Genomic DNA, 22,725 nt, shown 5'->3' with positions numbered 1-22,725 from the left:
CGGTCAGCTCGCCCGCTTCAGGCTCTTGGAGCGCCGCGCCTTGGATGCGGACCCTTTCGTGGCGCTCTTCTTCCGCCCCGACCCGCGCGCCGGCGCCTTGGATGGCGAGGCCGCCCGTCCTCCGGATGCGCCCTTTTCCGCCGCGAGGCTCTGGCGCAGGGCATCCATGAGGTTGACCACGTTCGAGGGCTTCGGCGCCGACACGGCTTTTGCAGCATGTCCCTCCTGCTTCGAGCGCACGAGTTCGATCAAGGCGTTCTCGTAGCGGTCCTCGAACAGCTTGGGATCGAAATGGGCCGTCTTCCCTTCGATGATATGCACTGCGAGATCGCGCATTTCCTTCGGATATTTGACCTGCGGGATATCCTCGAAGATACCGCTTTCGTCGCGCACCTCCGCCGCGGAATGAAGGGTCGTGCCAACAAGCCCCTGGTCGAGCGGCTCCAGCAGCAGCAGCCGTTCGCGCCGCGCCATCACGACACGGCCGAGTCCGGCCATGCCCTTGTCGCGGATGGCGTCGCGGATGACGGCGAACGCCTCCTGCGCCACCCGGTCGTCGGGAGCGATGTAATAGGACGTGTCGAGGTATCGCTCGTCCACCTCCTGGCGGGGAATGAAGGCCTCGATATCGATGGTGTGGGTGCTCTCGAGCTTGAGGGCATCGAGTTCCTCGTCCTCAACCATGATGTAGTTGCCCTTGCCGACCTGATAGCCTTTGACCTGATCTTCGGGCTCGACCGGATCACCCGTCTCCGCGTCGACGAACTGCCGCTGGACACGGTTTCCGGTCTTGCGGTTGAGCGTATTGAAGCGGATCCGAGCTGAGGAATTGATCGAAGGATAGATCGCGACAGCGCATGACACCAGGGACAACTTCAAGTAACCTTTCCAGATCGCCCGCGCTGCCATAGTAATACTCCTCGCAATACTTGCGCCTCAGAGTCATATCGACTCTCCGCCGACTCTTCCCGGCCCCAGCCCGAATCAAACGCGACTCAAATTGAGTCGTTCCGAATCATTTTTTCTTGGGGTTTTTCTTCCGAAAAGTGCGGCAGAATCGGCGAAACCAGGATGGCTGCCACGCCTTCGGACACGAATGCTTCAGCGCGGAATCGGGACAGCGCCGAATAAGGTGACTGGAAATGTTCGCATTTTGTTCCAAAACGAGGACGTCCGATCGCTGCAATCGCCCGGTCCGCGACCATAAAGGCGACCGAGCGACGGAGATCGACTGCCCCATGCGAAGGGACATGTGCGTCGTGCGCCGGCGGCCGGCCAGATGCGCCAGGGAACATCCACCCACGCATGCGGAGTGTCGGAACTCAATGCTGTGCGGCGTCGGTCCCGAGAGCGGCTGCGATGATCTCGCTCGCGCGCGAACGCGCATAGTCCCATGCACTGAACGAGACGTCGGCGGCTCCGTCCGAGGCGACGATATAGGGATCTTCGCCAAACATCGTGTAGAGTTCGAAAAGACCGGCTGCGCTCATTCCAGCCTTGAAAGACTCGGCAAGGCTACGATCGACGATCCTGCGGGCTTCGATCAGCGCCTGCTCTGCCGTTTCGAACGTTCCAGCCATGTATTCTTCGTCCGGATCTTGATAGTGGAAATTGTCGGCGACGATGACCGTGTAGGGCAATTTCACTCTCTCTGTTCGTGACACCGGATCTCCCAGCCTTCTCCGTGCTGGGCCGGCGGCCATGTCATTGAAGACGGAACCGGAGTTTTCCACAACAGACGATGCACTGCCATTGGAGCAGAAGCATCCGAGCCTCAAGCGCCATCCGCTGTCGGGAACAATGCCCCGGCCGTGTCGGCACAATGTCCTTGCCTTGGTGGAAGCCGGCACCAGATACGGCATGGTCCGTGTGATGGGAATGCACCGATGAGCAATGACAAAGCCTCGCCCGACACTTCTCTGGACTATGCCGTGAGAGAATATCACCGTCTCTTCGAAGAGGCGCGGCGCGGCGAGCGACCGTGGGATCACGACGCGACCCTGCACGCCCTGGCTGAGAAGACCGGCGTGACCGTGGAAGATCTTCAGGCTAGGATCACTCCATCCGGAGCGTAATCGGCACAAGCGCCGAACGCGTCGATTCCACGTTCATCCCGGGAGGTCCGTGTGTCTGAACAGCAAAGCCGCCCCGTCATGACCGGCGGTTGCCAGTGCGGCGCGGTGCGCTATGCGCTGATGTCCGAGCCGACCCATGCCAGCATCTGCCATTGCCGCATGTGCCAGAAGGCATTCGGGAGTTATTTCGCCCCGTTCACCGGCGTGCCGCTGCAGGACCTGGCCTGGACGAAAGGTGCGCCCGGCGTATTCAAGAGTTCACAGGCCGTCGAACGCGGCTTCTGCAGGGATTGCGGCACGCCGCTGACCTATCGCTTCATGGCGCATGACCGCATCAGTGTCTCCATCGGCAGCCTCGACGAGCCGGCCCGTGTCAGGCCCGCAATCCAATACGGTGTCGAGAGCATGCTGCCCGATTTCGCAATCCTGCATACCCTTCCGGGCGAGCGCACGGAGGAGATCGCGACGCAGGAGGAGCTGGCCACCATGGCGTCGCGCCAGCATCCGGATCACGACTGAGGAGCATCGCAGCGTGCGACGCCCCTCAGCCCGCCTTTTCGCCATGCGCTCAACGGCGAAGACCAGCGCGGTCAGGTCCGGTTGATGGACACACCCCCATCCGCGAGAAGCGCGATGCCTGTCGTGAAACTCGATGCGTCGGATGCCAGATAGAGCGCTGATTGCGCGATCTCCTCGGGACGGGCGCGCCGCTTGAGCGCGTGGAGCCCTTCCACGAACGCTTTCGCTTCCGGCGTCGGAACCCAGGCCTCGGCCATCAGCGTGTCGGTGCCTCCCGGCAGCAGTGCATTGACGCGGATGCCCTTCGGCCCGAACTCGGTTGCAAGCGCCTGAGTGAGCCCGATCAGTCCGGACTTGCTTGCCGCATACGCAGCGACGCCCGGCATGCCGGCCGTGTGGCCAACGAAGGTCGACGTGAAGATCACCGAGCCGCCTCCCCGTTCGAGCATGGCCGGAATCTGATACTTGGCGCCGAGAAAGGCTCCTGTGAGATTGACGGAAAGCGTCTCGTTCCACCCGGCAAGCGAAACCCCCGGTGTCGGGCCCATCTCACCGTTCATGCCCGCATTGTTGAAGGCGATGTCGAGCCCGCCGAACCGGCCGAGCGCCGTATCGACGAGCTTGCGGGCCAGCGCCTCGTCCCGAATGTCGCCTGCGACGGCGAAGGCCTGCCCTCCCCCCGCCTCAATGTCCGCAACCAGCCGGTCCAGCGCGTCGCTGCGCCGCGCCGTGACGACCACGTTCGCCCCTTCCCGCGCAAACAGTTTCGCCGTGGCGAAGCCGATGCCGGAGCTGGCGCCGGTTACGATTGCCGTCTTGTTCATAAGCGTCGTCATGGATGAAACCCTCTTCCGGGACCTTGTGCCCGGAGAGGGAATTGCGACATCCGGGGTCCGCCAGCGACCCGTTTCCGCCGCACGATTTCTGCGGCGGGAGAAAGCGCGGACGGGCCTAATCGACCTTCATCGGTCTGCGTGCAATCACGCGGTACCCGTCGTCGCCGGGCGCGACCATGACATAGCGCACCTCGTACGCTCCAGGCTCATCGGGCGCGTCCACCGTAGCGGAGGAGCTGTCGGGCGTGACGGAATCGTAATGGCCGGACGCGTCGAAACGCGCGTCGGGGCGCTCGATGGCGATGTAGTCCCCTTCGCCCTTGGGACCTGTGAATGCGATCTCGACCCGCGCACCCCGCTTGACCCGGTCCGGAGCGCTGAGGGTGGCCACCGCGGGTTCGACCGTCAGCGGCGCTGCGGCAAGAACCTTGTAGGTCCCATTGGCTTCCAATACGAAGCGCACCTCGTATTCGCCCGGAGCGCCAGGCACGCGCAGGGAAACCCGGTCGCCTTCCGGCCGCTCGTAGGAACCCGTAATCCAGTCTGCCTCAGGCGCGGCTTTTTTGACGATGCCGATGAAGGTGTCACCGCTTCCCGAGCCGCGGAAGTCGACCTGGATGGTCGTTCCCGCCATCGCGCGCGATGGCGCTGTCACTCCGGCACTGGCTGGCGTCACGTCGATCTTCCTGGTGGCGAGAATTTTGGGATCGAGGCCGGACACATAGCGGATCTCGTAGGGTCCCGCTTCCGCCGGCAGCGTCAGCTTCGCGGGAGAACCATTATCCGCGTAGATCCACGCGCCGGACAGATAGGTGCTCGCATCGGCTCCGGGACTTGCCAGTCCGACCCAGTCCTCGGGCGCATTCGGCCCCTTGAACGCCACGAGGATTTCCGCGCCTGCCATGCCCTTCGCCGGAGCATCGAGGCTGGCCGTCACCGGGGTGACGGTGATTTTGGCCCGGGCCAGGATCGCGCCCGTCGCGTCCGAGACATAGTGGAGCTCGTACTCGCCCGCATCGCCAGGTACGCGCACCTTCAGGGGATTGCCCTCGCTCGTGTAGGTGTAGTGCCTCGTTTCCAAAGTCTCGCCATTGGAGCGTGCGACGGCGATGTAGTCGTCCTTGGCATTGGGGCCCGACCATTTCACCTCGAGCGATGCCGTGGCGGGAACGCTCGTGCTGGCCGGCTGAAGGCTCGCCTTCGGCAGGTTCGTGGAGAGTGCAACCGTGATCCTGGCAGGCGCATCCTTCGTGACCTCGACCTCGGACTGGCCGGATTTCGCAGCCGTCACCGCCGAGACCCGGTAGCGGCCCGGCGGGAGAGACACCGAACCGGAAATGCCCTCGGCAACCGCGCCCGCGTCGCCGCTCCGGACGATGGTGAAGGTCGCCTCGGGAACCGGGTGCCCGCCATCCGTGGCCTCGAGGGGAATCGCGCGGGTGACGGCCGCCGCTTTCGGCTTTGCCTTGGCCGTCGTCTTCAGGGCCTCGCCGAGTTCGCCGGCATTGGAAGCCGCGACGAAAGTCCCGCCCGTCCGCTCCGCGATGCAGGACAGCTTCGCGCGCTCCCCGGCAGAGAGGTCGAACCCGACCACATGCGCGACGAAACCGGCATTCCTGCGCTTCAGGTCCTCGGCCAGCGCACAGGGATCGCCCTTGCAGGTCTCGATCCCATCCGTGACGATGATGACGCCGCCCGGCTTTCCCGCATCCAGCAGGCCGGCGGCTTGCCTCAGCGAGGCTGTAATCGGCGTCTTGCCCCGTGGCATGAGCCGGCTGACGACGGACTGGATCCTGGCTTTGTCGACGGGTCTGACCGGCAGCGCCGTTTCGATATCGCCACAATCGCCCGCGCGGCGATGCCCATAGGCGACAATACCGAGACGAGCCCCCTTCGGCAGGGACTCGACCAGGGACGCGACCGCGTCCCGGGCAATGTCCATCTTTGGCTTGCCATCGATCCGCGCCCACATGCTGTTCGAGGCGTCGATGACGAGGACCGTGGATGAGGCGCCCTTCTCCTGGGCATTCCCTTGCGCCATTGCGAAGAAAGCGCCGAGAAAAACAACAACCGCCGCGCTGAATCTTTTCATTGTAACGTATCCAAATGCTCGGCGAGGCATCGAGGATAATGCAGCTTCCGTCAAGTCAAGCTTGGTGGAAACCCAAAGGAAATCTTCAGGTTGCCTGCCGGTCGTCGCGCTCCTGCATCGCATGATACAGGTGCTGCGCCATAGTGGCATTCTCCGCCATGAGCTGGCGCAGTTCCTCCGCATCGAGGACAAGCAGCTTGCAGGGCGTGGCGGCTCTGACGGTGATGCGACGGCGGCGGCGCTCCAGCACACCCTTCTCGCCGAAGAAATCGCCCGGGCCGAGCCTGACGGCTTCGCCTGGCAGCAGAAGCTCGACTTCGCCCGCGGCGATCAGGTACATGGCATGGGCATACTCGCCCTTGTGGACCACGATTTCCCCCGGCCCGCAGCTCTGCGAGCGGAGCCGGTGCATGACGGAGGCGACCTCTTCGACGCTGAGATCGGCGAAGAGCGGCACCCGCGCCACCATGCTCCATGTGATAATGAAGTCGCGCCGATGAATTTCTCGCGAGAAGGCGCTGGCGATGATGCCGACCGGAAGCGCGAGCATGATGAGGCCGGCCACGGCCGCGATCCCTGCGATGAGACGCCCCACGGGCGTCACGGGGACCACGTCGCCGTATCCCACCGTCGTCAAGGTCAGGATCGCCCAATACATCGCGTCGGGAATGGTACCGAATTTGTCGGGCTGGGCGTCGCGCTCGGCGAGGTTCATCGCGGTCGCCGCCAGAAGAACCGCGCCAAGTAGAATGACTCCACAGGCGATCAATGCCCGGCGCTCGGAATAGATCGCCTCCATCAGACTCGTCAGTCCGGGCGAATAACGAGCCAGCTTGAAGAACCGGAAGAGCCGGAGCAGAAGGAACGCGCGCAGTCCGCCGACATCCAGGTACACGAGATAAAACGGCAGGATCGCGAGCAGATCGATGATCGATTGCGGGTGGAGTGCCCATCTGAGCCGGGCATGCCATGGCCTCATGTGCCGCCAGGGCGCATGCTCCGGTGCGCACCAGAGGCGGGCTGCATATTCGACTGTGAAGACGAACCCGCTGAGAACTTCGATGGCGATGAAAAGCCACCTGTACGCCAGGTGAAAGGACGGCTCGCTTTCGAGCACGACCGCCGTCACGTTGACGACGATGAGGACGATGAGAAAAACGTGGACCGCGTGGACGGTCATGTCGTCCACGCTGCTCCGTTCCAAAATTTCGTAGGTCCGATGCCGTGTCGGGTGCGCTCGCTCCCGGGCCACGGCAGCGCCCTCACGCGGCCGTAGCGAGCGCCGCCTCGACCGCCGCGAGCGCGGCCTCGGCCTGGGCCCCGTCGGGACCGCCTGCCTGCGCCATGTCGCGCCGACCACCGCCACCCTTGCCGCCGAGCTTCTCGGCGCCAGCGCGGACGAGGCTGACCGCATCGACCTTGCCCGTGAGATCCTCGGTAACGCCCACGACGATGCCGGCCTTGCCGTCCTCCGCGACGCCCACGATGGCAACCACGCCGGAGCCGAGGCGCTTCTTGCCCTCGTCGGCGAGACTCTTGAGGTCCTTCATCTCGATGCCGGAGACCGCGCGGGCCATGAGCTTGATGCCGCCCACATCCCGAACCGGCTCGCTCTCGCCGGAGCCACCGCCCATGGCAAGCTTGCGGCGCGCCTCCGTCAGCTCGCGCTCGAGCTTGCGCTTGTCTTCGAGCAGGGCTGCAAGACGTTCGGACGCCTCGTCGACAGGCGTCTTGAGAAGGCCAGCAATCTCGCGGAGCTTGCGGCTCCCGTCTTCGAGATGGTGCCTTGCCGCGTCACCCGTCATGGCCTCGAGCCGGCGCACGCCCGCCGCGACCGCGCCTTCGGAAACGATGGTGATGAAGCCGATGTCGCCGGTGCGGTTCACGTGCGTGCCGCCGCACAGCTCTACAGAGAAGGTCCTGTTGCCGTCGGCCTTGCCCATGGACACGACCCGCACTTCCTCGCCGTATTTCTCCCCGAAGAGAGCGCGGGCGCCGGATTCGATGGCCTCTTCCACGCCCATGAGCTTGGTGACGACCGGCTCATTCTGCAGCAGCACGCGATTGGCGATGGTCTCGACCTCGGCCAACTCGTCCTCGCCCATCGGTTTGGGATGGCTGAAATCGAAGCGCAGACGGTCGGGCGCGACGAGCGACCCCTTCTGCGCCACGTGATCGCCGAGGACCTGCCGCAGCGCCTCGTGCAGGAGATGGGTCGCCGAATGGTTGGCGCGGATCGCCGAGCGCCGGCTGTGATCGACAGTCAGCTCCAGGGACTGGCTGAGCTTCAGCGTCCCGTGCTCGACGAGGACGTGATGCACGAAGAGGTCGCCGAGCTTCTTCTCGGTGCCGGTCACGCGCAGCCGGGCGCCCTCGCCCTGCATGATGCCCGTGTCGCCGACCTGGCCGCCGGATTCGCCGTAGAACGGGGTCTGGTTGAGGATGACGAGGCCAGTCTCGCCGGCCTTGAGTTCCGTCACTTCCTGCCCGTCCTTGAGCAAAGCGAGAACGAGGCCCTCGGCGATCTCGGTGTCATAGCCGAGGAACTCGGACGCGCCGACGCGCTCCTTGACCCCGAACCAGACCGTCTCGGTGGCTGCCTCGCCCGAGCCGGACCATGCGGCACGCGCTTTCTCGCGCTGACGCTCCATGGCGGCGTTGAACGCCGGCAGGTCGACGCCAATGCCGCGCGGCTTCAAAGCATCCTGCGTCAGGTCGAGGGGGAACCCGTAGGTATCGTAGAGCGTGAAGGCAGTCTCGCCGGAGAGATTCTCGCCCGTCGTCAGGCTCCGGGTCTCCTCGTCGAGGATCGAGAGGCCGCGTTCGAGGGTCTTACGGAAGCGGCTTTCCTCGAGCTTGAGCGTTTCTGTGATGAGTGCCTCGGCGCGCACGAGCTCGGGATAGGCCTGCCCCATCTCGCGCACGAGGGTCGGCACGAGACGGTACATGAGCGGATCGCGGGAGCCCAGCAGCTGAGCATGACGCATGGCGCGGCGCATGATGCGGCGGAGCACGTAGCCACGGCCCTCGTTGGAGGGCAGGACGCCATCCGCGACCAGGAACGAGGAAGCGCGCAGATGGTCGGCGATCACCCGGTGCGACGCCTTGCGGTCGCCCTCCGGCGCGACGCCCGTCGCATGGGCGACCGCCTCGATCAGGGCCCGGAACAGGTCCGTATCGTAGTTGGAATGGACGCCCTGGAGGATGGCAGAAATGCGCTCCAGCCCCATGCCGGTGTCGATGGAGGGCTTGGGCAGCCCGATGCGGTTGCCCGGCTCGATCTGCTCGTATTGCATGAAGACGAGGTTCCAGAATTCCAGGAACCGGTCGCCATCCTCCTCCGGGCTGCCGGGCGGTCCGCCCCAGAGGGTCTCGCCCTGGTCGATGAAGATTTCCGAGCACGGGCCGCAGGGGCCGGTATCGCCCATCTGCCAGAAATTGTCGGAGGTCGGGATGCGGATGATCTTGGAATCCGGGAAGCCGGCGATCTTCTTCCACAGGTTCGCCGCATCATCGTCATCGTGATAGACGGTGACGAGGAGCTTGTCCTTGGGAAGGTCAAATTCCTTGGTGATCAGGTTCCAGGCAAGCTCGATAGCCCGTTCCTTGAAGTAATCGCCGAAGGAGAAGTTGCCCAGCATCTCGAAGAAGGTGTGGTGACGCGCCGTATAGCCCACATTGTCGAGATCGTTGTGCTTGCCGCCCGCGCGAACGCATTTCTGCGCCGTCGTCGCGCGACTGTAGGGACGCTTCTCCGCCCCGGTGAAGACGTTCTTGAACTGCACCATGCCCGCGTTGGTGAACATCAGGGTCGGGTCGTTGCGGGGCACGAGCGGGCTCGAGGCCACGACCTCATGGCCGTTCTTGGCGAAGTAATCGAGAAAGGTCGACCGGATTTCGTTGACGCCGCTCATGGAATTCAAAGCTCGGAATGGAGGCCAGGGCCCAAAAAATATTGCGGAGGCGGTTTTAGACGCAGGCTGGGGCGCTGTCGAGGCATTCGAATCGGGATGCCTGCGCGTGGTTCACCTTGGCACAGACACGACTCTCGGCTTCGTCCTATCGGTGAGAGTTCTCCGCGCCCCGGTTCTGCCGAGGCGAGCAAACGGAAAGACCGCCGCGATCGCTCGCGACGGCCTGCCTTTTGCCCTTGAAGGAGAGCAAATCTCTTATTCGGTGCCCTCGTCGAGGTCGTCCGCGGTCGGCGTCGCCTGCTCCAGGATCCGGTCGGCGAGAAGGCCGGCATTCTGGCGGATCAGGCCTTCGATCTTGTTGGCGACCTCCGGATTGTCGCGCAGGAACTGCTTCGAGTTCTCGCGCCCCTGGCCGAGACGCTGGCTGTCATAGGAGAACCAGGCTCCGGACTTCTCGACGATGCCGGCCTTGACGCCGAGATCGATGAGTTCGCCCACCTTCGAGACGCCCTCGCCGAACATGATGTCGAACTCGACCTGCTTGAAGGGCGGCGCGACCTTGTTCTTGACCACCTTGACGCGCACGGAGTTGCCGATCGGGTCGTCGCGATCCTTGAGGGTCGAGATGCGGCGGATGTCGAGACGCACGGACGCGTAGAACTTCAGGGCGTTGCCGCCCGTGGTGGTCTCCGGCGAGCCGTACATGACGCCGATCTTCATGCGGATCTGGTTGATGAAGATCACCATCGTGTTCGAGCGCGAGATCGAACCGGTGAGCTTGCGCAGGGCCTGGCTCATGAGGCGGGCCTGGAGACCGGGCTGGACCTCGCCCATCTCGCCGTCGAGTTCGGCCTTCGGGGTGAGGGCCGCCACCGAGTCGATGACCAGGACGTCGACTGCGCCGGAGCGCACCAGCGTATCGGCGATCTCGAGGGCCTGCTCGCCCGTATCGGGCTGGGAGATCAGGAGGTCGTCCAGGTTGACCCCGAGCTTGCGGGCATAGACCGGATCGAGCGCATGCTCTGCGTCCACGAAGGCGCAGACGCCGCCCTTCTTCTGGGCCTCGGCGATGGTGTGCAGGGCGAGCGTCGTCTTACCCGACGATTCCGGACCGTAGATCTCGATGATGCGCCCGCGCGGCAGGCCGCCGACGCCAAGTGCGATATCCAGGCCGAGGGAGCCGGTCGAGATGGTCTCGATCTCAACCGGCTGCTGCCCCTTGCCCAGCCGCATGATCGAGCCCTTACCGAAGGCGCGTTCGATCTGGGAGAGCGCCGCGTCGAGAGCTTTCGACTTGTCTTTATCCATTGATGAACTTTCCACCAGTCTCAAAGAAGACTGCGACATGACCAAGCATCCTTATGGCACGGAGGGAGGCTGAATCTCAACGCGATGTTGAGGGCATATATGTACCCTTTTTGTTCTCGGAAGCAAGTTCCTTTTTTGTTCTGAAGCAACTTTATTCACAGAGATGCGCAGCCCTTCGGACCCGACGGTCAGGGCAGCGTGTGAACCCCTGCTACCAGGGGCACTGCACCCGCGTTCACCGCCCCATCACCTGCTTCACCGTCTCCACCAGCTGCCGCAGGCTGAAGGGCTTCGGGAGGAAGTTGAACTCCTCGCCCTCGGGCAGGTTCTTGCGGAAGGCGTCCTCGGCATAGCCGGAGACGAAGATCACCTTCAGGTCCGGATAGAGCCGGCGCAGTTCGCCGAGGAGCGTCGGGCCATCCATTTCCGGCATCACCACGTCCGAGACCACGAGGTCGACCGGCTCGCCGCGCTCCTCCATGACCTGAAGCGCCTCGATGCCGGAGGCCGCCTCCAGCACCGTGTAGCCCCGGGCGGACAGGGCGCGGGCGTTGACGGCGCGGACAGGATCCTCGTCCTCCACGAGCAGGATGGTGCCCTGCCCGGTCATGTCGGCGGCGGGCTTCTTGGCGGTGTCCTCCTTGACGGTCTCCGGAAGCTCCTCGGCCTCGGGGATATGGCGCGGCAGATAGATGCGGAAGATCGTGCCGCCGCCGACCTTCGAATCCACGTCGATGAAGCCGCCGGACTGCTTGACGATGCCGAACACGGTGGACAGGCCGAGGCCGGTGCCCTTGCCCACTTCCTTCGTGGTGAAGAAGGGCTCGAAGATCTTCTCGAGAACCTCGGAGGCCATGCCCGTGCCGGTATCCGCCACCTCGACCATCACGTAATCGGCCGGCGGCATGCCGCTCACGTAGAGGCGGGCAGCCTCGGAGGCAGCGACGTTCGCCGTGCGGATCGACAGCTTGCCGCCGTCCGGCATGGCGTCGCGAGCGTTCACCGCCAGGTTCATGACGACCTGCTCGAACTGGTTCAGGTCGGCCTTCACGAACCACAGGTCGCGGCCGTGGCTGAGATCGAGTTCGACCCGCTCGCCGAGAAGGCGCTTGAGCAGCATGGAGAGGTCGTAGAGCCGGTCGTTGAGATTGAGCACCTCCGGACGCAGGGTCTGGCGGCGCGAAAAGGCAAGCAGCTGGCGCACAAGGCTCGCGGCCCGGTTCGCGTTCTGCTTGATCTGCATGATGTCCTGGAAGGATGGGTCTGTCGGCCGGTGGTTGCCGAGGAGGAGATCGCTGTAGCCGATGATCGCCTGGAGCACGTTGTTGAAATCGTGCGCCACGCCGCCGGCGAGCTGGCCGACCGCGTTCATCTTCTGCGACTGGGCGAGCTGCTCCTCCACCTTGCGGAAATCGGTCGTGTCGAGGGCATAGAGGATGGCGCTCTCGCCATCCGTGCCGGCGACATCGACCGACGTGACCCACACCCGGACAGAACTGCCGTTGCTGCCCGCCGTATGCAATTCGAGGGGCTGGATGTCGCTGCGGTTCTCGGCGGCCGCCCTGAGCGCTGCCTCAACCTGCGCGCCCTCCCCGTCGCGGAACGCCGCGGCGATCGTCGGCCCCTCCCCGTTCTCGCCCGTCCGCGGCAGGGCGCCGAACAGCTTCGTGAAGGGCGCGTTGGCCTGAAGGACCCGACCGGCGCGATTCACGGTCGCGATGGCGATCGGCGTGTTGTTGAAGAAGCGGGCGAAGCGTACCTCCGCCGCGCGCTGGCCCTCGTCCACGTCGAGGCCGGGGGAGCGGTTGAGGACGAGGGTCCGCGACGCGCCCATGCGGCCGTTCTGCCCGAAGGCGATGCGGTGATACAGGCGGACCGGCAGGGACTGGCCGCTGCGGCGGCGCAGGTCGAGATCGAAGGTCTCGGTGCGCACGCTGCCCGGCTCGCCGGAGAAGGACGTCATCATCGCCACCACGTTGCGCGGCACGATGTCGGAGAGGCTCAGCCCCCCCGACCCCACCTGGGCGAGGTCGTAATCGAGCCAGGAGGCCAGGGTGGCGTTGAGATAGATGATCTGTCCGGCCGGATCGATGGAGAGGAAGCCGGCTGGCGCGTGATCGAGATAGTCGATCGCGTGCTGTAATTCCTGAAAGACGTTTTCCTGCCGTTCGCGCTCATGGGTCACATCGGCGATGATCCACAGGGATGCCCGGCGCCCTCCCGGACGCGGCAGGGGCCTGACGCGGACACGGTACCAGCCGAACTCCTGCGATCCGTCGAGCGAGGGCGACAGGCGGATCTCCTCCGCCCCGGTGCGGTGCTCGCGGGCGGCCTGGGACAGGCGATAGATCGCCTCCGAGACTTCCGGCGCACCGGTGAACAGCCGTTCCACCGGCCGCACGTCGCCACCGGCGGAAGAGCCCGAGAGTGCGAGATAGGTTTCGTTGGCATAGACAACCCGGCCATCGTCCTCGATGACGACCACGCCATCCGCGGAGGTGTCCGCCATCGATTTCGTAATGTCGTTGCGAATGGAATGGCCCGCGAAGCGGATGACGCCGATGGCTGAAGCGAAAAGGAAGAAGACGCCGGCCATCGCGAAGAAGGCGAGGAGGCTGAGAATCAGGATCTGCGCCTGACCGGTCTCGAGAAAGCGCAAGCCCAGAATGGCGCCGACGAGAATGCCGGCGAGCAGCAGGACCAGCCCGATATGGCCGGGACGGTCGGAGCGGTCGATCGTTGCGCTCTTTGGCATCTCGCCCTGGTGAGCCATGGGACTTCAGTATCTCCAAGGAATGGCGCGTTAGGCTTCACGACACGGCTTGAGCGGGGTGACCGGCCATGCCTTCTTCCGCCCAGGCTATCCGGAATTTATTGACCGACCTCTAAGGTGCCGGCATGGGCAGGAACAATAGCCGGACGCCCCTTGCAGACATCCAGGCCTTGTGATTTCCGAGCCCTGAACCACATCTGCCTTTACAAAGAAGGCCTTGGCAAGGGTTTCTGCCGCCATTCGTTCGTTTTCGCCACCTGCGCCCTCGCTTCACGTCCAGGGCGTTAACCATCTGTTAACCTTGCCGCTGGCTTTGGTGCCCGATGTGGTACAAACGGCGTCAAGAATAGGGCCTGACAAGGTCTGAACAACGCTTGAGAGTTCATCGTGTCATCTCTTTTAGGTATCGAAGCGTCACGGGCCGCCCAATACGTGATCGCATTTGCGATCATCCTGGTATTGGTTGCGCTCTTCGGCTTGGTTCTTCGCAAACTGACGGGCGGACGCCTCATGATCCCTGGCCATGACCGGGGCCGCAGCCGTCAGCCGCGACTCGGCGTCGTCGATATCTACGACCTCGACCGCCAGCGTCAGCTCGTTCTCCTGCGCCGGGACAACGTGGAGCATCTCCTGCTCATCGGCGGCCTCAACGACGTCGTGATCGAGACCAACATCGTCCGCGTCGCAGGCGCGCGCATTCCCGCTCCCGTGGCGGAAAACGCGCCCGAGCGTTTCGAGCCGACTTTCGACCAGGCCGCCCGTCCGCAGGTCGAGCCCGCTGCCCGCCCATCCATCGAGACGCAGCTCGCCGCCCAACTCGGTGCCTTCATCCGGCGCCCGTCTGAGGAATCCGACATCGATCAGGAGCTGGCTCCCGTCGCCTCGGTCACTGCGCCGGCACCAGCGCGGCCCGAACCTGTCCTGAAGCCGGATCACGTGACGGTCACCTCGGCGTCCTCCGTGGAGCCCCTGCCCTCTCATCCGCAGCCGCAGCCGTCGAGCTTCCTTCGCGCACCTGCGACGCCTGCCTTCCAGGCGCCCCCTTCCGTGCGCCCGGAAACCCGCCCCGAACCGTCGCGCCCCGAGCCGCGCCCCGACGTCGCGCCGCCGCCTTTCCAGTCACGTCCGACTCCCGTGCCGCCCTCGCCACCGGCCGCCCTCGCATCAGCTCCCGAGGTCGTGCGCCCCGTGCAACCGGACGCCGCCGAAGCGAAAGCGCCCGACGCCGCTATCCTGTCGGACATGGCCAAGCAGCTCGAAGAGGCCCTGAAGCGTCCGGCACAGCCCGTTCCTGCGCCGTCGATCGCGCCGGCGCCAGTCCCGCCGGCTGCTGTCGAGGCGGAGACGGAAACAGCACCGCCCGCCGGCCATGCGGACCTGGACGAGGACGAACTCCTGGAGCCGGTCGCGGCACCGGAAAAGGACGAGCCGGCGTCGCATGCAGCGCCCGTCGCGGAGAGGATCGAACCGCGGCATTCCATTCCGGAGCCCATGCGGACCACGGCCGAGCCGCATCCTGCGCCTCCGCTTCCCCCCGCCCCCGCTCAACCGGCCCCGGCGCAAAAGGTGAGCGATCCCTTCTCGGTGGAAGAGATCGAGGCGGAGTTCGCCCGCCTCCTCGGCCGCCCGCGGAGCCCTGACAGCAAGAGCTGAGCCGCCTGCAGCGCGCGCGATCCTAAAGACCCAAACAAGAAGGGCTCCGTTACCGGAGCCCTTTTTCGTCAGGATCAGTCGTCCCGATAAACCCGCTCGTTGCGCTCGTGTCGCTCCTGCGCTTCCAGCGACAGGGTCGCGATCGGACGGGCCTCGAGGCGCTTGAGGGAGATCGGATCGCCCGTCTCCTCGCAGTAGCCGTAGGTTCCGTCGTCGATCCGCGACAGGGCGGCATCGATCTTGGAAATGAGCTTGCGCTGCCGATCCCGGGCCCGCAGCTCGATCGCGCGGTCCGTCTCGGAGGAAGCACGATCAGCGAGATCGGGATGATTCTCGTTCTCGCTCTGCAGGGCTGCCAGGGTTTCCTGGGCCTCCTTCAGAATTTCGCCCTTCCACCGGATAAGCTTGCGTCTGAAATATTCCCGCTGGCGTTCATTCATGAAGGGCTCGTCCTCAGTCGGTCGATAACCCTCATCAATCAGGATGTTCGTCATTGTGGGCCGTTTATCCCCGATGAACCGTGGCGCCCCTATATCGTCAAGCGAGGCGCGGGACAACGCGCAAGAACGTCATCGGTTTGTCTAAGACGCCGCAGGCGGGAACGGGCTATCCGCTTGAAAAGCAAGGAAAGTACCGAAAATGCCCGATCCTGGCCTCAGCGCAGGTTCTCGACAGCCTTGGCAATATCGGCCTCGATCGCCATGGCAATTGGCTGCCGGTAATGGCTCAGGTCGAAGAAATAGTCCGGATTGCGGTTCTCGGGCCGGTCGATTCGCCAGTCCACGACAGCACTCTTCGCATGTCCCGCGAGAGCCGCCTTCATGGCCGCCTTGCAAGCCTTGTCGAGATATCCCTCCTCCGTGCCGGCGGGCGGCAGGTAGTTCTTGTAGCGCGCCGGGTGGACGAGGATAAGGGCGGTCTCGGCCGGCAGGGAATCGGCAAGCTCCTTCAGCCGCGCCGCCACCGGAAAACTGCGCCGGCCCTCCTTGGGGTCGCGTTCGAAGGTCGGCTCGCTGGCGAAATAGGGCTTCTCGAGCCGGGCGCGCACCTCGGGGCGGGTGTCATAGCCCAGGTTCAGATAGTTCGGCTCATAGTCCCAGTATCCGTCCGGACGGGCGCGCTCGGGATTCTTGCCGAACACGTAACCGACGCGACGCGGCAATTCCTCGAGAATGTCGTAGCGCATCAGGCCCTTGGCGTATTCCAGCGGGTTCGAGGCGTAGAGCCAGAACGGAAACGGCCGGAAATTCGGCATCGCCGGATCCGAAATGCACCAAGTCTCGTCGGAATCGAGGACGAGGGCCTTCACCGGCCCCTTCCGATGCTTGAGGAACCAGTCGATGAGGGTGAAATGCTCCTTCGGCCCGGTGGCCGGGACGGCCAGCTGCAGGAAGTTGAACCCTGTCCTCTGGTTCAGCCGCTCCGGGGAGAGCAGCTGGATCTGCGAGTTGCCGAAGATCGCGGAGTCGAAGGACGGATCACGTCCCCGGCTGGCATTGGCCGTGCGCGGCCCCTGGGGCCGCACGCCATCGCGGGCAAGAAGGGACGAGCGTCCCGTATCGTAGGGGTCGATGACATAGGCGGCCGCGATGATCGCGATGATGGCGAACGCCGTCATGCCGACGAGGAAGACGGCGAAGCGCCGCCAGGAGACTTCCGAGGAGGAATCAGAACTGGAAATAGATGAATTCATAGTTCACGTCGTCGCCGATCTTGAACAACACGATCACGAAGAGAAGGGCAAAGGCGAGTGCGATCCAGCGCCGCGGCGGCACCTTGTGGACCAGCGTCCATGCAGTCGGACCGATGAAGGCGAAGGCCGCGCCGACGGCAATGGCCCGCCACTTCATTCCGGCGCCCTCGCCGCCCATGCCGATCATGCCCTGATAGATGCGCCACGCCGCATCGAAGCTCTGCGCCCGGAATACGATGATGGTCAGCACGAAGAAGCTGAACATAAAGAACCAGCCGAGGAGCTTCGGCATCGTGTATCCGGCCTTGCGCCAGAGGGTGTTGGCGGCAAGGCCAACTCCGTGCAGGGCTCCCCAGGCCAGATAGGTCCAGCCCGCCCCATGCCAGAGCCCGCCGAGCGTCATGGTCGCGGTCAGCGCTCCGATCTGCACGGCCAGTCCCTTACGGCTGCCGCCCATGGCGATGTAGAGATAGTCGCGCAGGAAGCGCGACAGGGTCATGTGCCAGCGCCTCCAGAAGTCCTGCAGGGAGACGGCACGGTAAGGCGCATCGAAGTTCTGCGGCAGCACGATGCCGAACAGCAGCGCCAGTCCCAGCGCCATGTCGGTGTAGCCCGAAAAGTCAAAATAGACTTGGAAGGTGAAGCCCAGCGCCGCCTGCCAGGCCTCGCCCATGCCGATGGCGTGGCCCGCGGTGGCGGACTGGTAGATCGGGTTGGCATATTCAGCCAGCTGGTCGCCGAGAAAGACCTTCTTGGCGAGGCCGATCACCAGAAGCATCAGGCCGCGGGCGAACCGCTCCGCCGCGTCGGGGCGCGCATAGGGACGCTCCTCGAACTGGTGCATGATCTCGCTCCACCGCACCAACGGGCCCGCGAGAACCTGCGGGAAGAAGGCGATGTAGAGCCCGTAGCGGACCAGATCGAAGCGCGGCGCTTTGCCGGCCTTCAGATCGGTCAGGTACATGATGTGGTGGAAGGTGAAGAACGAGATGCCGAGCGGCAGCGCGATATCGTAATGCGGCGTCGCCACCCCGGGGATCAGGGCCGCTACATCGGCGAAGAAATTGAAATACTTGAAGATCGCCAGGACGATCAGGTTCGCCGTGATGGCGAGCGGAATCAGGATGTCCCGTCCGGAGCGGATGAAGGCGCGGGCGATGAGCCAGTTGACCAGGATCGAGACGATGAGAAGCGGCGCGAAGCGCCAGTCCCAGTAGCCGTAGAAGAACAGGGACAGCGCCAGAAGCACCGGCAGGCGCCATTCAGGCTTGAACCGCTCTACGAGCCAATGCGTGAGAAGCGCAACCGGCAGAAAGGCAAAGAGGAAGACAAAGGAATTAAAGAGCATCGCAATTTGAATGGGTCAGACGGCGCGCCATGCTCCCTTCCGCGCCAGAAGGCGCGCTCTTGTGCGGGAATGCGGGCCCGGCGTCAACTTTCCGAAGCGACGCGCCCTCGCCCAAGAAGCGGTTCATGGTACTCGCCCCTAAGGCCCAGGCGGCCCCCTGCCACTCGAACAGCGGCAATTTGGCCGGCCGGGCCAGGGTTATCGCCGCGGAAATTCCGCCTTGCATTGGAAACCCTGAACTCCATATACCATCCACATGGATGGTGCGAGGATGGAAACGATGTCTACCAAGGTACATGAGCTTCGCCCGAGGCCGGCCGATACCGAAAAGATCACGATCAATCTCGGCTATGTGGATCTCGGCCAGATCGACCTGCTGGTCCGGGAGGGATTCTATTCCAACCGCACGGATTTCATTCGGACGGCCATTCGCAATCAGCTCGACCGCCAGAATGAAGCGATCCGGCAATCGGTCACACGGCACCGGCTCGATCTGGGCCTCCGCCAATACACCCGCCAGGATCTGGAAGCCGTCAAAGCAGCGGGGGAAAGGCTTCACATCCAGGTCCTCGGCCTCGCCATCATCGCAGCCGATGTCCCACCCGAACTGGCCCGCGACACGATCGCATCCCTTCACGTGCTAGGCGCTTTGCAGGCCAGCGCTGAAGTCAAGGCGACCCTTGCCGACCGCATTTCCTGAACCGGATCAGTCCTTTCGCGACCATTTGTGAAACCGCATCAAATTTGTTCTGGAGGCGCTCGTCCGAGCTTCTGCCCCGACGGAGTCTCCTCCCCATTAGGATCCCCATCCCATGACTTTGCTCTCGAAGATCGACATGAAGGAGGCGACGCGCCTCACGCGCGAAGGCCGCCTGGGAGAGGCAATGGCCGTTCTGCGCAAGGCGCTTCACGGCTCCTCGCAAGCGCCTCTCGGCGGCGACGAAGGGCAGAGACCTGCCGAGGCTCGGGCTCCCCTACTGGACATGGAGCCCGCATCCGGACGGGCCGAAGGCACGGAGCAGTCGGCGCCTGCCGCCGCGTATTTCTCCGGAGGCATGGCCCAGCCGCAGATGCCGGAGGCTCTCCGGGCATTCCTCGACGGGCCGCCGCAACCCGGCCCCGCCAGGGGACCTCAGGGCTGGACAGGCCCGTCGCCCAAGCCCGTCCGGCCTGAACCGTTCGACGGCGCCCGTTTCGAGGATCGCGTCTATGCCGATGCGGCCGGAAGCCGTCCGTACAAGCTTTATGTCCCGAGCTGCTATGACGGCCAGCCCGTTCCCCTCATCGTCATGCTCCACGGCTGCACCCAGTCGCCGGACGACTTCGCTGCCGGCACGCGCATGAACGACCTGGCCGAGGAGCACGCTTTTCTCGTCGCCTATCCGGCGCAGACGCAATCGGCGAATGTCTCCAAATGCTGGAACTGGTTCAATGCCGGCGACCAGCGGCGCGACCGGGGAGAACCGTCCCTGATCGCGGGGATCACCCGCGAGATCATGCGTGACTTCGCCGTCGCGCCCGGCCGCGTCTACGTCGCAGGCCTCTCGGCGGGCGGGGCCTTCGCAGCCATCATGGGCGCGACCTATCCGGATCTCTATGCTGCCGTCGGGGTGCATTCCGGGCTGGCATGCGGGGCGGCCCGGGACATGCCCTCGGCGTTTGCAGCCATGCGCCAGGGCGGGCCCGTGCCCGGCGGCCCGTCACGTCAGCACGTTCCGACGATCGTCTTCCATGGCGACCGCGACACGACGGTCAATCCCGTCAATGGCGAACATGTCATTGTCCAGTCGAAGGCTGCGGCGCGTTTCGAAGCGCGTGCGGTCCGCGGCGAGGCGCCGGGCGGGATACGGTTCACGCGCACCGTCCAGACCGATGAGGGCGGACATCCCATGCTCGAACACTGGCTGCTGCACGGCGTCGGCCATGCCTGGTCGGGCGGCAGCCCGTCAGGTTCCTACACAGAGCCGAACGGCCCCGATGCGAGCCGGGAGATGATCCGCTTTTTCATGCAACACCCCAAGGGGCAAGGGAGCGGCCGCGCCTAGGTCGCTGCCGCCTCCGTGCGGGTGATCAGTTCGCCCGCCACATCGCCGATCTTCGGCGTCTCCTCGCGGATGAAGGGCAGAGGGCGGCAGACGGACAGGGCCGCGAGGCCAAATCGGGCGGTCATGAGCCCGTTCAAAACGCCCTCTCCCAGCTTTGCCGATATCCGCGCCGCGAGGCCGAGGCCGAGAACCTGCTGCATGAGGCTGTCGCCTACCGCCATGCCTCCAGTCACAGCAAGATGGTTGAAGGCCGCCTTGGCGAGCCGCAGGAATCCGAAGAACCCCGGTCTTCCGCCATAGATTCGCGCCAGGGTGCGCAGAAGGCGCACCGCCGCGAAGATGACGAAGGCCACATCAACGATCGCCCGGGGGCTCACCGCTGTAACCAGGGACACCTGCTTGGCCGCGCCGGCAATGGCGCGCTTGGCCTGCGCATCGAGGGGGGCGAGCAGTTCGCGCTCGGCCATGGCGAGGCGGTCGTCCGCATCGATGATCTCGTCCATCACGTTCATCAGGCGGGCGCTGCTCTGAACCGCGCTCGCCCGCGAGCCGTAGAGGTCCAGGAGGTTGGACACGATGGTCTTGGCGCCCTTGTGGTCCTTCACGGCGAGGGCGTCGACCGCAGCCTCGCGGAGGCGCTCGATCTTCTGCTCGCGCCAGATCCCCCTCACCTCCCGCCCGATCAGGGCAAGAAAGGCGAGCACCGCCAGGACGGCGAGGACGAGCGCGACCCAGCCGAGCCAGGGTGCGACGGCGTAGAGATCGACGATGAGATTTTCGACCGCGAGCCCGAGGGCGAGGACGAGGAGGCCCGACAAGGCGGAGAGAAGGATCCCGAGCCAGGGCGCCCGGCGCTTCTCGCCCATGGGGACGATCGTCCCGTCGGCGGCCTCGATGGCATCGAACGGTTCCTCGGTCACGACGACGGAGCCGTTGGAAAGGCTGGGATCGTCGAGGCGGAAGGCGCGAGGTTGGCGGCTCATGCGAAACGGTCCCCCAGCAGGAATTCAAGAGCGCGGTCGAGGCGGATATGAGGCATCTTCGCCATCCGTCCCGCGGCATCGACGGGCAGCTTTGGAGGCCGGAAGCGCGGGAAACGGAACGAGCCCGGCGGCACCGCTCCCTGGAACACCGCCTCCGCGGTCTCCGGCAGCTCGCCCGGGAAGATCGCGGCCTCGGTCTCGCCATCGAAGATCTCGTTGCCGACCCGTTCGCCAGCCTCGGGAACGCCCGCGACGGCGCGCAGCGTGTCCCGTCCTTCGCGGATCGTCGTCTCCCGCGTGGCGCGGACGGAGGCGAGGGCCACCGTCCCGACCCGCGCGCCCGCCGCCTCCGTACGTCTCGCGGCGCGGTTGACGAGCAGGCGCAGGATAGCATCCAGCCGGTCGTGATCCGTATGGTGGATATGGTCCGCCTTGGTGGCGGCGAAGAGCACCCGGTCGGCCCGGGGTGAGAAGAGACGGGACAGGAAGGTGTTGCGGCCGATCCGGAAGGCCATCAGGACCTGATCGAGCGCTTCCTCGAGTTCGGCGAGAGCCGCCGGACCGGCATCGATGGCGGCGAGCACGTCGACGAGGACGATCTGGCGGTCGATGCGCTGGAAATGGTCGCGGAAGAAGGGTTTCACCACCCGGGCCTTGTAGGCCTCGAAGCGACGCTCCATCAGCGCCGCGAAACTCCCCGCCGCGACCGGCCGCCCGGCCGGCAGGTCCAGCGGCGCGAAGGTAAGCGCGGGCGAGCCCGCAAGGTCCCCGGGCATCAGGAAACGCCCCGGCGGGGTCGTCGCCACCGCCTCCTCGCTGGACCGCAGAGCCAGAAGATAAGCCTTGAAGGCTTCGCTCGCCTGCGCGGCCAGCATCTCGTCTGCGGGACCATCGGGATCGAAGGTCTTGAGCGCCGCGTGCCAGGGAGCGGCGAGAGCGGCCCTGTCCCGCCTGCGGCTGGCTTCGACAGTCTGGCGCGACCACTCTCCGAAACCGGTCTCGAGCAGCGCAAGGTCGAGCAGCCACTCGCCGGGATAGTCGACGATGTCGAGAGCGAGCGATCCCGGTCCGGTCCGCCACCCGGATCTGCGCTCGTACGCGACATCGATGCGCAGTTCGCTGATGCGGTTGGTGGATTGCGGCCAGCGGCGCTCGTCCGTCAGGGCCGCCATGTGCTCCTCGAAGGGAAAACGGGGAATCGTGTCGTCCGGCTGGTGGGCCAGATGCGCCCGCCTGATGCGTCCTTCGGCGGAGGCCCGAAAGGCCGGAAGCGATGTTCCGCGTGTGAGGTGATGCACGAGCGCAGTCGTAAATACCGTCTTGCCGGACCGGGCGAGTCCCGTGACACCCAGGCGCAGCGAGGGCTGGACGAGCTGGCTCGAGGCCTCCCGGAGCGACTGCGCGGCCGAGCCGGCCCGCGAGGCGATGTTGGTAAGCACTGACAAGAGGAGCCCCGACCTTTGCTTTGGACGCCTATGAAATGGGC

Annotated in this window: 18 protein-coding genes; 5 read left to right on the top strand and 13 right to left on the bottom strand. The window is 65.0% G+C overall.

Annotated elements, in window-relative coordinates; translation table 11 throughout:
• Nucleotides 1-3: 3 nt before the first annotated feature.
• Together ku and AC522E_RS05700 are read right to left on the bottom strand one after the other, a co-directional pair.
• Nucleotides 4-909, bottom strand: a complete 906-nt coding sequence (gene ku, locus AC522E_RS05705) for a non-homologous end joining protein Ku (RefSeq protein ID WP_500749416.1) — start codon at nucleotides 907-909, stop codon at nucleotides 4-6.
• A gap of 413 nt (nucleotides 910-1,322) precedes the next feature.
• Nucleotides 1,323-1,862 (bottom strand): hypothetical protein, encoded by a 540-nt coding sequence (locus AC522E_RS05700; protein WP_500749415.1) that lies wholly within the window; start codon nucleotides 1,860-1,862, stop codon nucleotides 1,323-1,325.
• Nucleotides 1,863-1,886: 24 nt separating this feature from the next.
• Between AC522E_RS05700 and AC522E_RS05695 the strand changes: the two genes are divergently transcribed.
• A complete protein-coding gene (locus AC522E_RS05695) occupies nucleotides 1,887-2,075 on the top strand; it encodes a hypothetical protein (RefSeq protein ID WP_500749414.1) in 189 nt (62 codons plus the stop codon).
• 51 nt (nucleotides 2,076-2,126) lie between these two features.
• A complete protein-coding gene (locus tag AC522E_RS05690) occupies nucleotides 2,127-2,594 on the top strand; it encodes a GFA family protein (protein ID WP_500749413.1) in 468 nt (155 codons plus the stop codon).
• Between the two features lie 71 nt (nucleotides 2,595-2,665).
• Here AC522E_RS05690 and AC522E_RS05685 read toward each other — a convergent pair whose 3' ends face one another.
• The 6 genes from AC522E_RS05685 to cckA all read right to left on the bottom strand — a co-directional run bounded on the left by AC522E_RS05685 (nucleotide 2,666) and on the right by cckA (nucleotide 13,499).
• Nucleotides 2,666-3,430 carry an SDR family oxidoreductase gene (locus AC522E_RS05685; protein ID WP_500749412.1) on the bottom strand — a complete coding sequence of 255 codons (765 nt, stop codon included), beginning with the start codon at nucleotides 3,428-3,430 and terminating at the stop codon, nucleotides 2,666-2,668.
• A 115-nt stretch (nucleotides 3,431-3,545) separates the two neighbouring features.
• The gene (locus AC522E_RS05680) at nucleotides 3,546-5,522 is read right to left on the bottom strand and encodes a vWA domain-containing protein (RefSeq protein WP_500749411.1); all 1,977 of its coding nucleotides are present in this window, start codon (nucleotides 5,520-5,522) and stop codon (nucleotides 3,546-3,548) included.
• Between the two features lie 85 nt (nucleotides 5,523-5,607).
• Complete coding sequence (locus AC522E_RS05675) at nucleotides 5,608-6,702, bottom strand: cyclic nucleotide-gated ion channel (protein ID WP_500750598.1); 1,095 nt, start codon at nucleotides 6,700-6,702, stop codon at nucleotides 5,608-5,610.
• An 82-nt stretch (nucleotides 6,703-6,784) separates the two neighbouring features.
• Nucleotides 6,785-9,436, bottom strand: a complete 2,652-nt coding sequence (gene alaS / locus AC522E_RS05670) for an alanine--tRNA ligase (RefSeq protein ID WP_500749410.1) — start codon at nucleotides 9,434-9,436, stop codon at nucleotides 6,785-6,787.
• A gap of 255 nt (nucleotides 9,437-9,691) precedes the next feature.
• Nucleotides 9,692-10,783, bottom strand: a complete 1,092-nt coding sequence (gene recA, locus AC522E_RS05665; RefSeq protein WP_500749409.1) for a recombinase RecA — start codon at nucleotides 10,781-10,783, stop codon at nucleotides 9,692-9,694.
• A gap of 196 nt (nucleotides 10,784-10,979) precedes the next feature.
• A complete protein-coding gene (gene cckA, locus AC522E_RS05660) occupies nucleotides 10,980-13,499 on the bottom strand; it encodes a cell cycle histidine kinase CckA (RefSeq protein ID WP_500749408.1) in 2,520 nt (839 codons plus the stop codon).
• 405 nt (nucleotides 13,500-13,904) lie between these two features.
• Between cckA and AC522E_RS05655 the strand changes: the two genes are divergently transcribed.
• A complete protein-coding gene (locus AC522E_RS05655; RefSeq protein WP_500749407.1) occupies nucleotides 13,905-15,170 on the top strand; it encodes a hypothetical protein in 1,266 nt (421 codons plus the stop codon).
• Nucleotides 15,171-15,244: 74 nt separating this feature from the next.
• Here the strand turns inward: AC522E_RS05655 and dksA are convergent, their stop codons facing one another.
• The 3 genes from dksA to AC522E_RS05640 form a co-directional block, all read right to left on the bottom strand.
• Nucleotides 15,245-15,664, bottom strand: coding sequence for an RNA polymerase-binding protein DksA (gene dksA, locus AC522E_RS05650; RefSeq protein WP_500749406.1), 420 nt, complete (start codon nucleotides 15,662-15,664; stop codon nucleotides 15,245-15,247).
• 161 nt (nucleotides 15,665-15,825) lie between these two features.
• Nucleotides 15,826-16,863: a hypothetical protein gene (locus AC522E_RS05645; RefSeq protein ID WP_500749405.1), complete on the bottom strand. Its 1,038-nt coding sequence runs from the start codon at nucleotides 16,861-16,863 to the stop codon at nucleotides 15,826-15,828.
• On the bottom strand, nucleotides 16,838-18,211 hold the full coding sequence (locus AC522E_RS05640) for an MBOAT family O-acyltransferase (RefSeq protein ID WP_500749404.1): 1,374 nt from the start codon (nucleotides 18,209-18,211) through the stop codon (nucleotides 16,838-16,840). The genes AC522E_RS05645 and AC522E_RS05640 overlap by 26 nt, the downstream gene beginning before the upstream one ends.
• Nucleotides 18,212-18,491: 280 nt before the next feature.
• On the opposite strand from AC522E_RS05640, the gene AC522E_RS05635 reads away from it, so the two are divergent.
• On the top strand, nucleotides 18,492-18,911 hold the full coding sequence (locus AC522E_RS05635; protein ID WP_500749403.1) for a ribbon-helix-helix domain-containing protein: 420 nt from the start codon (nucleotides 18,492-18,494) through the stop codon (nucleotides 18,909-18,911).
• 112 nt (nucleotides 18,912-19,023) lie between these two features.
• Nucleotides 19,024-20,256 (top strand): extracellular catalytic domain type 1 short-chain-length polyhydroxyalkanoate depolymerase, encoded by a 1,233-nt coding sequence (locus tag AC522E_RS05630; RefSeq protein WP_500749402.1) that lies wholly within the window; start codon nucleotides 19,024-19,026, stop codon nucleotides 20,254-20,256.
• On the opposite strand, the gene AC522E_RS05625 is transcribed toward AC522E_RS05630, so the two are convergent.
• Both AC522E_RS05625 and AC522E_RS05620 read right to left on the bottom strand, forming a co-directional pair.
• The gene (locus AC522E_RS05625) at nucleotides 20,253-21,239 is read right to left on the bottom strand and encodes a YcjF family protein (RefSeq protein ID WP_500749401.1); all 987 of its coding nucleotides are present in this window, start codon (nucleotides 21,237-21,239) and stop codon (nucleotides 20,253-20,255) included. The two genes, AC522E_RS05630 and AC522E_RS05625, sit on opposite strands and share 4 nt — an antisense overlap.
• Nucleotides 21,236-22,684, bottom strand: a complete 1,449-nt coding sequence (locus AC522E_RS05620) for a YcjX family GTP-binding protein (protein WP_500749400.1) — start codon at nucleotides 22,682-22,684, stop codon at nucleotides 21,236-21,238. The genes AC522E_RS05625 and AC522E_RS05620 overlap by 4 nt, the downstream gene beginning before the upstream one ends.
• Between the last annotated feature and the right edge of the window lie 41 nt (nucleotides 22,685-22,725).

The sequence above is a fragment of the Microvirga sp. BF8 genome (assembly GCF_059888585.1).
This window is presented reverse-complemented; position numbering and strand designations above follow the sequence as displayed.